The following is an 11,022-nucleotide window of genomic DNA, read 5'->3' on the forward strand; positions in this document are numbered from 1 at the left end:
CTGCCGCACTTCGCCGGCACATTTCGTTTGGAGGTAGCATGATGCTCAACGAGAGCGAACCCTTGTGGCTTGCCCACTTCTCTGACCTGCATTACTCGCCCGGCAACCTCGCCGAGGCCGACCGGTGTTTCGGATTCGCAGTTGAAAATGCCATCGTCTCCGGCTGCCACGTGGCCGTCGTGTCCGGCGATTCGACGGACCACGGACTCGATGCGCACACGCCGGCGTTTGGATCGCTCGCGCGGCGCATCCATCGGCTCTCGGGCTACTGCCCGGTTTTGATGCTACAAGGGACATTTAGCCACGAACCGCCCGGCACGCTGGACGTGTTCAGGCTCATCGGTGCGCAGTATCCGGTGTACGTCGCTGATCGCATCCACCAGGTGGCGGTGTGTGACGGCGCGTTTCACCCGTCTGGTGGTCCCATCTTCACCGACGCGGAGTTTGACGCCCTGCTGGCCCAACACGGCATGCCCAAGGTTGTCTTCACCTGCGTGCCGACTGTCAACAAGGCGGTGCTGGCTGCGGCCGCTGGCGTGGCCAATGCGGCAACCGCGGTGGGTGACCACCTGGCCAGCTACCTGGTGGCGGCGGGCACGATGAACGCTCGCTTGCGCAGTCGGGGAATCGCCACGGTCGGCGTCTCGCACGGCACGGTCAATGGCTGCCAGACCGAGCACGGCGTGCCCATGGCAGGCTTCGATCATGAGTTCAGGATCGGAGCCCTGTTCGAGGCCGAGTGCGATGGCTTCCTACTCGGCCACATCCACCGTGCCCAGCAATGGGAGCGGGAGGGCAGGGTGGTTGCCTATCCAGGCTCCATCGGACGCTTCCACTACGGCGAGATCGGCGCCAAAGGATACCTGCAATGGGACATCGTTCCGGGCCGGGCGACCGCGCAGCTGGTGGAGACGCCCGCGCGCGAGACGGTCTGCGTGGACTTCGATGGCCCGCCGGACATGGACGCATTGGCTGCCGTTGCGGCCGAGGCTGCCGACAAGTTCGTGCGCGTGCGCTGGACGGTGAACGAAGAGCATCGGCAGCTGGTCGACCGCGACGCCATCATGGCGTTGTTCGGCAAGAGCGCGGAGCTGAAGATCGAAGCCCGCGTCCTGCCCGCCGTGCGCAGCCGTGCCGAAGGCATCAGCCGTGCGGCAAGCCTACTCGAGAAGCTTTCGCGGTGGGGGGAACTGACCGGTGTTGCAACAGGCCCTCTCGCGGAACGGCTGGCGCTACTGGAATCGCTTGACGCGCAGTCGATTGCTGACGGCGTGCTTGAGCAGTTGCGCGGCATGCCGGCGCCGGAACCCGCGGAATCGCCCGCCTGGTCGGAGGATTTCCCATCCGGAGCCAGCCCGTTCGCGACGCCCGTCGATGATGTACCAACTACGCGTGCCGAACCACTGGGCTTGACCCCTCCAGCAGCGCCGCAGATGGAGTGGCTGACCGACGACCTTTTTGCGTAGCAATACGCCAACACCTTGAGCATGCAAGCCATGTTCCGACTGCCTTTGTGGCAGTCGAAACCCGGTTTCACCCCGCGTCCTGGACGCATCGACCCAGCAGTATCCATTTCTTTCCATTGTCCCTGACGGGTGCTTCCCGTCCGGGGCGCACTCCGTCCTATCCTGAGGAGTGCAACATGGTCCTGTACCACGCCGGCCCGCAGTGGCTGTTCGTCGACGAGACGTCTATCAATCGTTCGGAGATGGCCAAGCGCCTGACCGATCAGCATGGATTCACCCCATGCACGCTGTACGAGCCATTTGGCGCAGGCCGGGGCGCGGTCATTGCCAAGCATGACCACATGCTGGTGATGGCGCTGGGCGAGGCCGGTGGTAACACCTTCTATGCCGTGGCGCCATCCAAGGAACTGCAGGACCTCATCTGGTCGTTCTCGCATGGCCTGGCTTCCCAGTGGAGCGAGCTGGAACTCCGCGCCCTGACCGGCGAGGGGGACTGGAATGCTCTCATGACGATGGCCGCAGCGCAGTTCGCGGCCGCACGCCGCTCGGTCGAGCGCGCGATCGCGGGCAACCCCGCGCATGACGCACCCACCGCCCAACAATCCATGACGGCAGACATGCCGTTGCTGGATGATGACGTGATGGAAGTGCCGCCGGACTACCTCCACTCCTTTACCGGCATGGAGGTGTCCGAATGCGCCCACTGAAGCTGACCCTCGCAGGATTCCACGGGATCCGTGACGGCATGCAACGGGACAGCATTACCGTCGACCTCTCTTCCTTGCCCGCTGGGCTGATCGCCATTGTCGGCCCGAACGGTGCCGGCAAGACGACGATCATGGACAACCTGCATCCGTATCCGATCATGCCCAGCCACGCGGCCAAGATGTCGGCCGACGCGTTTTCGTACTGGGACCACCTGTGCGCCCCGCGCGGAGAGAAGGATCTCGAATGGGAACATGGCGGCAAGATCTACCGGTCGGCATTCGCATTCCGTAACCCGGGCAAGAGCCGCAAGGCGGAGTACTACTTGTTCGAGAAGGTGGGTGGCGACTGGAAGCCGGTGCAGTTGGCCGACGGAACGTTGTCCGATGGCAAGGCGGAGACCTATGGTCTCTGCCTCGAGGCGGTGCTGGGTTCGGCCGAGGCATTCTTCACGAGCGTCTTCTCTGCCCAGAATCGTCGGCCGCTTACCACCTATCAGCCTGCCGAGATCAAGAAGCTGCTCGCCGAGCTGCTCGGGATCGACCACCTGCGCGAGTTGTCGGCCAAGGCAGGCGACGTCGCCAAGGCGTTGAACCGGGCTTTGGAGACGGTGCAGCGGGACGTGCTTGTGCTGTCCGGCAAGCGCGACACCGTGAACGCGATCGCCCAGGAGATTTGCCAGATTGACGAAGGACTCGACGCCGAGCGCGCCCGCCGCGCAGAACTGCTCACCAGCGGCAGCAAGCTGGAGCAGGAGCGTGCGACGCTGGCGGCCAAGCAGGCCGCTTCTGCCGGAACCGAAGCACGCTTGCGCGAGCTGGACCAGCGCCATCGTGAACTGACGGGCCGCCGGCAGCAGCTGGCCGGCGACGCCCGTGCTGCGGCGTCGAAGGCTTCGGCGCGGCGGCAGGATCTGCAACGCCTTGCTGCGGAGCACCGGTCCACGCTTGCACAGGCTGAAGCCATCAAGGCGGCAGCCCATCAGCGTGACGAAGCGCAGCTGGCTCTCGGCCGCCATCGCGGCGAACTCGACCGCCTGCAGAAGGAGCTTGCCGATCTGGAGCCCGTTGCCGGCCAGCACGCGGCGATCGCCAGTGAGCTAAGGGGGATGGAATCCCGCGGCTCGGTGGCGGCGCAGTTGGTCAAGACGCTAAAGGCCCAGACGGAAGTGATGGACCAGGTGCCGTGCGCTGGCCATGACATGCACGCGCGTTGTCCGTTGCTGGCCCAAGCGCGCGAAGCCAAGGGCAAGCTCGAGCCACAGGTCATCGAAGTGGCGAACCTGCGTACCAGCTACAAGGCAAAGCAGGAAGCCTTGCAGCAGTTGGGCCAAGCGCTGGCGCGGCTCAATGAGGTGCGCCGCGCCGTTGCAGCGCTGCGGCAGGAAGTCGAGCAGGGCAATTCAGATCTGCAGCGCCTCACGGGGCTTGCAGCGAAGAAGCCTCTGCTCGATGCTTCGGCGGCCGCATTGGACTTGGCGCAACGCGATCTCGTGACCCTGGACGCGGAGGACACCGAACGGAAGGCGCGGCTCGACCGTGATATCCGTGACGTGGACACGCAACTGGCGAGCCTGCAGCGCGAGCGCGACAGCCTGGCTGTGACGGACGTGACGGGCCTCGTTGCCGATCTCGATCGTCGGCTTGCAGCCAGCCGCGAGGCGGTCAGTGCATTGGACGGCCGGATCGAATCGCTGATCCGCCGGCAAAGCGCCTTGGCCACCGAGCGCAGTCTGATCGAGCGGGAGCTTGCCGGGCTGGACGGTCTGGAATCACGGGTCCAGCGCCTGTCCGACGAGATTGCCCAATGGAAGCTGCTTGCCAAGGGTCTCGGCAACGATGGCGTCATTGCCCTGTCGATCGACGACGCGGGCCCTGCCATCACCGCGATGGTCAATGACCTGCTGCTGGCGTGCTACGGAAGGCGCTTCACGGTCGCCATCCAGACCCAGACGAAGCTGGCCAATGGTGACGCCCGGGAGGGCTTCGCCATCAGCGTTCTTGACGCGGACAACGGCACGACGAAGGATTTCTCGGTGCTGAGTGGCGGCCAGAAGGTGTGGATCAACGAATGCCTGACGCGTGGAATCGCCCTGTACCGGGCGCAAGACACGCAGCAGCCGTTCCAGACCCTGTTCACCGACGAAGCGGACGGGCCGCTCGATCCGGAGCGCAAACGTGCCTTCATGCAGATGAAGCGCGAGGTGCTCCGGCTTGGCGGCTACGAGCGGGAATTCTTCATCAGCCAGACGCCCGATCTCGTGGATGAAGCCGATGCCGTCATCGACGTCGTGGCGCTCGCGGCTCTGTAGCGCCGCGACTCCGTTCCTTTCTGATCATGCCCGCATTCCCGAAAGGGGTGCGGGCCTTTTTTCTATGACTTCCGAGATGACACCATGAATGCAACGACAATGAAGCTGACCGCGGAGCAGGAGGAGTTCGTCGCCAACGCGATCGAATTGGGAAAGGCTCAAATCCGACAGGAGATCGCTTCGGGCCGCATACCGCCGACAGTAAAGACCTTCAGCGCGCTTCACGACTACGTCGACGCCAACGAATTCGGGGGACTGTGTGCGGACGATGGCGACCTACCGCGCCTCTTTCCCCGCGTCACCGAAAGCGATGCTGAAGCGTTTTGCGAGGCGGCAAACCAGGTCCAGCAGGCACTGGATACTTGGCTGGCGAGCGGGATGGAAAAGGTAAGCATGCTCATTTCGGGGCTGGTGGAGGATGCCCTGCATGCAGCCTGTCTGGCGGTGCAGCTGCGCCTGAAGATCGACCACGGCGACGTGGCCGGTGTCTTTTTCTCAGGCAAGCAGAAAGAGGACTTCGACGCGATGTTCTCGCGCTATGTCCTCTGTGAGGTCGCCATGCTCGCGTCTTCGGACGACAAATGAGTGTAGGCCTCCTCGACGGCGGATTGTCGCCGCGTGCGCTTCTCGCTAGAATCTGACTACTACCCGCGTCATCGACGCATCGACCTCGCTGGCACCAGTCAGCAAATTTCTTTCACCCATAGGGGCCTTCCCTATGGGCAAGGCTCCGTCCATTTCCGGAGCCTGTCCATGTTTATCCACTCTCGCGTTACTGGCACTGCTGTCCTTGCTGTGGTGGCGATGCTGTCGCTGGCGCTGTACTTTCGCGTCACGACTCCCGATGCGGCCCTTCTCCATTGGCAGTTGCTGTGTTGCTTCGGCGCTGATGCAGCCATGGCAGCGTTGTGTATCGTGCTTCGCGTGCGGGCCCTACGCAACACGCGAAAGCTCATGAAACTTGTTCGTCCGGGCTGGCTGTGAGCCATGCACGCACATGCCGCCCTCGCTCATCGAGGGTTTATTGCTTCCTATAGAAGGCCCGGCCAACAACCGGTGAAGCGACTTCATGAGTGTGATGCTCGTAATCGCCATCATGGGGCCCAGCATCGATGACATGGACGGCAAGCAGCCGGGCTCATGCGTGCCCGCCTATGAGGTCATGGAGCGGATTCCAAAGCTTGAACCCTGGCCAGTCTGTCCGACTCGATCCACGATCCGGTCTGACGGCCGTGGTGACATTCACGTAAAGCGCGAAGCGAATTTCTCGTTCAATCGTGCAGGTGCTGGCCTGCAATCTACATCTCACACTATGACAAAAATCATGATTTCGGCGGAACACGCCGCAAAGTTGCTGCCTCGCGGCAAGAAGGTACATACATTCATCCGCGTGTTTGCATGGGTGGGTGCAGACGTTGACCGTGCGAGGGTCCTGGCCGCCTTTGAGTCGGCCAAGGAGGTCGAGGTATCGTCGTATGCCGCCTGTCTTGACCACCACCTCGTGATCGAGCTGGACGGGATGCGCACATACATCAACACCAACCCGAAGGAGCTTCGCAGACTGCATCCGCAGGTTGCTGCTGGCTGACACTGAAGGAGCGTCAATGAACCCGATTGTCAATATCGGGCTGCATGACTCGGAGTTCGATGGGCTCTGGCGGCCCTGCGGAGGGCGCGCGCCGGCTTCAGCCAACTGGCTAGCGAGGTATTGCGGGTCGGTGGTTACGAGCGGGAATTCTTCGCCTCCCAGACGAGGCAGACGCTGTCATCGATTTCGTAGCGCTAGCGCTGCAGTACGCGCCTAAAATCCTGCCTCAATCGTGCCCGGTGCCCCAAATGGGGCGAGGGCGATTTCTATTTCGAACCAATCATGATTAATAAGAGTCTCTCTGGCGCGCTCTCAGCGGCCCATAGCGCCAGTGACCAGACAGCATCTGGGGATTCCGGACAACAACATGCCGGCCCGGGCGATGGTCGGTCGTCTAAGCAGCGATCGACGCCAAGAGCACGGCTCAAAGTACCCTATGCGCCAGCGCTGACTTTGATTCCCTTCCGGGAAAGCTGCCCAGCGGAATGGGCAGATTCATGTCCAACGCACATGGCGGGAACGCTGCCTGTAAGCGAAAAACCGGAATCCGACAATGACTCAATCTTTTGCTTCTGGATTGGTGACCAAGACCCGGAATCGGTAATCGATGAAGTCGCGGAGTTCATCGCCTGCTACTACGTGGCCGACGTATTCTTCGTTCGAGCCTTGCCAGACATGGCGCGAGTCTCTCTCGAAAAGCTTACTCGCTAAACCATCGACGGGAGGGCCCGTTACACTCCGGGCTGCGGGCCCGCTTCTTCTTGAAATCCTTCATGTTAGTTGTTGTCTTTACATGGGAAAAGGCCCGACATCTTGCGATGTCGGGCCTTTTCCGTTTACGCCTTTTAGGCGATTAAGCGGCAGCGTCTTTCAGCTTCTTGAGCGGGCGCACCTTCACCTTCACGCTGGCCGGCTTCGCGGCGAACCATTGCTCCTGGCCAGTGAAGGGGTTTTTTCCAAAGCGCTTCTTGGTGGCCGGCACCTGAATGGCCGACACCTTGAAGAGACCCGGCAGGGTGAATTCGCCAGCACCCTTCTTGTGGACCGCGCTCAGCACGGTGTTCTCCAGGTGAGCCAGCACGGTCTGAACGGTCTTCTTGTCCAGCTCGGTCTGGGCAACCAGGTGTGCCAGCAGGCTGGACTTGTTGAAGGTGTCCTTCAGCGGCTTGGCTACCGGGGCGGCAGCGGCAGCCTTTTTGGCAGGAGCGGCCTTTTTGGCCGGGGCAGCCTTCTTAGCTGCGGTCTTCGTTGCAGTCTTTGCTACAGGTTTCGCTTTCGTGGCCATGGTCGTATCTGGTTGGAAATGCGCGCCTGCAAGCCGGATCTGACCTGCAGCGCACCGGCGAAGAATAGCAAAACCCGGCGCCTATGCAAGCAGGAAATTCCCCGCACTTCACTGGCGGACTCGCCGTGAAAGGGCCCGGGATGCGCGGCGTATACGCGCGGCAGCTGCCTTCGGCGAATCGCTCACCTGGCTCCAGTCATGATGCCACCAGGCAATGATGGCCGCGGCTGCGGCGTTATTCATCTCCGCGCGAGCGACGGCCAGCACTTCCGCAGCGACAGCGTCCCACCAGGCGGCACCTTCGCCGTCACTAGCCCGCGGATCAATCGCGCTGCGGTAGATGGCTTTGACAGTGTCCCGCGGGATGTCCATATGGCTCTGGTACGGTGCCGGCATTGTTGGTCCCTCTGTAGCGCTAGCGTGTTCCGCTAGATTGTTGGTTGATGGATGGTGGCAAAAATTCGGTCGCAGGTCCGGTTGCTGGCAAGTCCGAGCATTTGGCTGACTTCGTCCCGTGGTTGGCCCGCCAGAAGTTGGCGGCGGCAGAAGGTATTGCGCAGCGTGCGCGGGCTCGTTTCGACGTTGGTGGCGCCGATCGCGTTGAGGATTTCAGACACGATTCGGCCGAAGCTCATGTCGGTGATCGGCAGACCCTCTGGGGTAAGCGTGAAAAGCAACTCGCCCTCGATGGCTAGGGCCGCACGCCGAGTGCTCCAGGCCCGCAGCGGCGGTACCGCGAAGCTGGCCAGGTGAACCGTTCGGGCGTCTCGTAGTCCATGTGCCCGCACGACAAGGTAGGGTGGCGTCGCGTCCGGCCACAGATCCGCACAGCGGGCTGCGCGCGCTTCCGCCGCGGTAATGCCGGTACCGAGGAATGCCGCGACAATTGCTTGGCTGCGCAAACTGGCCAGATCGTCAGGAGGCGATTGCAGATACGCCTGCAGCCGTGCGTCCACGGCTTCGGTCAGGAACTGAGGCGTCGGCTCCTGGTCTGGCCAGCGTTCAGCTGAAAGCAGGGCAGCGGCTGGGTTGTCCTGCCGTACGCCGGTGAAGACCAGGTGTCGGCACAGCCGGTCCAGCAACTTCACATACCGCATGCGGGTTGCCTGGGAGTATGTGCGGCCATTGTGGGTTTGCCAGAACGCGTCGACGTCGGCTGTGCCAAATGAGGCAATGGTCGTGCCTCTTGCTAGCAGATGCCGACGAAAATGCTCGAACATCGCCTGATGCTGGACGATCGAGCGCGCCGAGAAGGGGCGGCCATCAGCGCCGGCCGCTTCGCGAACCTGCCAGTCCCCGTACGCTTGCGTTGGGTTGCTCAACCAGAGGGAGTCCATTTGGGTCATGCACGCTGTTATATACTGAATTTGGCCCATCGCACACCCCTGCCACCGCTACGCGGCGGATATGACTGCCAGTGTCACGTCTCAAAGTTGTTGAGTTTTGTTTCACAGTTAGTGGGTTGGATTCTCAAAGTTGGGTAAAAGGCGGAGGGAGGACTATATAGGTGCCAACCGGTGGCAAACCGGCCGGGACGCCGCCTCCGTGTACCCATTAACTGTGAGACAGATCGCACCATTAGCCCACTTACTGTGAGAATCCAGCCCAATTATCTTGAGACACAGGAGTCCAACTTGTTGATTCTTCGGGAGCCTGTCGTCCATTTACTGTGAGACGGGACACTGCCAGTCAGTGGTCAGAACCGCGGGCGTCCATAGCGGTTGCGGCGCGCGTCGAGTCGTGCGCGGGTGCAGGCGTAGCGAGGGTAGGCGGCGTCCAGCATCTCCGCGATCCGCTCCAAGCGGTCCGCCTGCGTGAAGCAGCACGCCAGCAGGCATTCCCAGGCGCAGTAACGCATGATTTGTTGGAGCAGTGCATACCGCCTTTCGGGAGGGAACTGCAGATTGCCGACCTTCGCCCACGCCTTGAGCCCTGCATGGGCCAGTGCCACGAGTTTGTCGGGCGTTGCTGGCCCGGTTTGGCACAGCTCAACCGCATCCCGATGCAGCTGTCGGTCAAAATCGCTCATGCCAGCACCTCGGTGGACGGATGGAGATCCCGGACGCTGACCCAACGCGGGCAGATTTTCGCGCGGCCGCGTACGAACTCTTCCACTTCGACGTCGGCGGTGGGGCCGCCCGGCCCCTGGAAGACGGAGAGCACGCGAGCCTGGCGCGAGGGAAGAGCGGGCGCGGCCCGGTAGAGCAGGGTGGCGATGGCGCCGGCCTCGATCCATCCGTACCCACGATAGAGCGGTGTGCCGTTGGCATGCTGGCCGATCCGGTGGCGGAAGACCGACGTCAAGCCGTCCAGGAAAGCGCCGAGCTGCGACCGCTGCATGCCGATGCCACCACTGGTTTCCTGCAGGGCAGGCAGTGTGGGACCGTACTGGCGGGCCAGCGCGGCATGCATGACGCGCCGATACTCTTTGCCCCCGGCGAGCATCACTTTGCCGATACGGGTTGGCCACGCAGCGGGCCGCAGGTAGCGCGACAAGTCGGCCACCATTTGGTCGGCGCGTTGCCGCGTCATGGGCTCATCGTAGGGGGCGATCTTGGTGTCGGGTTGCAGGAAACCGTGGCGCGCGGATAGGATCAAAACACGGGGCGCCGCATCGCTGCGCACGTGTGCCCGGTACGATTCGTACATCACGCCCCGGTATAGGTCGATGGCGCGCGCATCCCGATCGAGCTTTGTGCTCGAGCAGGCCATCAGGAGCAGGACCGGCTCGCTGGCATCGGGGCGGGGTATTGTTGCGTGGGGGAAAAGGGAAAGCTGCATAGTCGAAAGCATGGGCATGGAGTTGCGTTGCATTGCTTTTCACTCTACAGACCCGCCACCAAAGTCAAGGCAACCACGCGCCGCCGCCTGACGCGGAGTGGGCTGACAAGACGTCGAACGGGCCCTTCGCGGCCGTCAGGTGTTTATTGTTCGTGGTGACTCAGTCGGAGGACGCAGTCGGCGACGGTGTGGGACTCAGAAGCTGTAACCTTGGTCGCACCAGTAGTGCCAGTCGGAGACAGCAAGTCGAGTACTTTGGTCGGCTCGGACCGGAACGAGCTGGGCAAGGGGCACGACGAGTTCACGCCGGTTGTGCTGTGCGCGCACGAAGATGGCAACGCGGCACAGCTGGTCATGAGCGAGGACGATGACGGAGACTCGCTCGCCAGCACGTAGCGGGGACGCGGCCATGGCCTGATGTACCCGCGCTTCGAAGGGAAAGCTTAGGCTGTCCTCAAGATGGCAGTACCACGCCATCGCGCATTCTTCTTCGGTGTACGCGTCGACCACAATCTCCATCGAGATTCGCTGTTCGTGTTGGTTGACGCCTGGCTTTGCCATGGGGTTTGGGGTGGTCAGATGCCGACAATGCGTCGCAGCAAGGCCAGATTATGTTCCCGCTTTGGTACGAACCCGTGGCTTCGCGGCTAACGCGACGACGGTGGGTGCAGCCGGGATCGGTTCGAACAGCGCCTCGATGTCTTCGGCGGAGAACTTGGCGGCGCCGGCGCCAGCTTCCGACAGGATGGCCTCGGCAAGCGCTGCCTTGTGTTCCTGCATCGCGACGATTTTCTCTTCGACGCTGCCCGCGGTGATCAGTTTGTAGACGAACACGGGCTTGTCTTGCCCGAGACGGTGCGCGCGGTCGGTGGCCTGATTCTCAACG

General features: G+C 62.5%; 12 protein-coding genes. 6 read left to right on the plus strand and 6 right to left on the minus strand.

Going from position 1 to position 11,022, the window contains the following annotated elements; translation table 11 throughout:
- The first annotated feature begins 38 nt into the window (after positions 1–38).
- The 6 genes from MKD38_RS29690 to MKD38_RS29715 all read left to right on the plus strand — a co-directional run bounded on the left by MKD38_RS29690 (position 39) and on the right by MKD38_RS29715 (position 6,070).
- A complete protein-coding gene (locus MKD38_RS29690; RefSeq protein WP_012354519.1) occupies positions 39–1,466 on the plus strand; it encodes a metallophosphoesterase family protein in 1,428 nt (475 codons plus the stop codon).
- Between the two features lie 176 nt (positions 1,467–1,642).
- Positions 1,643–2,173 (plus strand): hypothetical protein, encoded by a 531-nt coding sequence (locus MKD38_RS29695; protein WP_012354518.1) that lies wholly within the window; start codon positions 1,643–1,645, stop codon positions 2,171–2,173.
- Positions 2,161–4,482, plus strand: a complete 2,322-nt coding sequence (locus MKD38_RS29700) for an AAA family ATPase (RefSeq protein WP_012354517.1) — start codon at positions 2,161–2,163, stop codon at positions 4,480–4,482. The genes MKD38_RS29695 and MKD38_RS29700 overlap by 13 nt, the downstream gene beginning before the upstream one ends.
- Positions 4,483–4,566: 84 nt before the next feature.
- The gene (locus MKD38_RS29705) at positions 4,567–5,067 is read left to right on the plus strand and encodes a hypothetical protein (protein WP_240074693.1); all 501 of its coding nucleotides are present in this window, start codon (positions 4,567–4,569) and stop codon (positions 5,065–5,067) included.
- A 168-nt stretch (positions 5,068–5,235) separates the two neighbouring features.
- Positions 5,236–5,466: a hypothetical protein gene (locus MKD38_RS29710; RefSeq protein WP_012354515.1), complete on the plus strand. Its 231-nt coding sequence runs from the start codon at positions 5,236–5,238 to the stop codon at positions 5,464–5,466.
- A gap of 85 nt (positions 5,467–5,551) precedes the next feature.
- Entirely contained in the window at positions 5,552–6,070 is a 519-nt protein-coding gene (locus MKD38_RS29715; RefSeq protein ID WP_012354514.1) for a hypothetical protein, read from the plus strand.
- Between the two features lie 853 nt (positions 6,071–6,923).
- Here MKD38_RS29715 and MKD38_RS29720 read toward each other — a convergent pair.
- The 6 genes from MKD38_RS29720 to MKD38_RS29745 all read right to left on the minus strand — a co-directional run.
- The gene (locus MKD38_RS29720) at positions 6,924–7,355 is read right to left on the minus strand and encodes an HU family DNA-binding protein (protein WP_012354512.1); all 432 of its coding nucleotides are present in this window, start codon (positions 7,353–7,355) and stop codon (positions 6,924–6,926) included.
- A 428-nt stretch (positions 7,356–7,783) separates the two neighbouring features.
- Positions 7,784–8,731, minus strand: coding sequence for a tyrosine-type recombinase/integrase (locus MKD38_RS29725; protein WP_012354510.1), 948 nt, complete (start codon positions 8,729–8,731; stop codon positions 7,784–7,786).
- 320 nt (positions 8,732–9,051) lie between these two features.
- The gene (locus MKD38_RS29730) at positions 9,052–9,384 is read right to left on the minus strand and encodes a hypothetical protein (protein ID WP_012354509.1); all 333 of its coding nucleotides are present in this window, start codon (positions 9,382–9,384) and stop codon (positions 9,052–9,054) included.
- Positions 9,381–10,169, minus strand: coding sequence for a DUF6884 domain-containing protein (locus tag MKD38_RS29735; protein ID WP_240074692.1), 789 nt, complete (start codon positions 10,167–10,169; stop codon positions 9,381–9,383). The genes MKD38_RS29730 and MKD38_RS29735 overlap by 4 nt, the downstream gene beginning before the upstream one ends.
- Positions 10,170–10,331: 162 nt before the next feature.
- Positions 10,332–10,697: a calcium-binding protein gene (locus MKD38_RS29740; RefSeq protein WP_012354507.1), complete on the minus strand. Its 366-nt coding sequence runs from the start codon at positions 10,695–10,697 to the stop codon at positions 10,332–10,334.
- 48 nt (positions 10,698–10,745) lie between these two features.
- Positions 10,746–11,022 (minus strand): DEAD/DEAH box helicase (locus tag MKD38_RS29745; RefSeq protein ID WP_147298081.1); only part of this gene is annotated, 277 nt, incomplete at its 5' end.

It is taken from the genome of Cupriavidus sp. WGlv3 (assembly GCF_023952475.1).
Lineage (GTDB): Bacteria > Pseudomonadota > Gammaproteobacteria > Burkholderiales > Burkholderiaceae > Cupriavidus > Cupriavidus phytorum.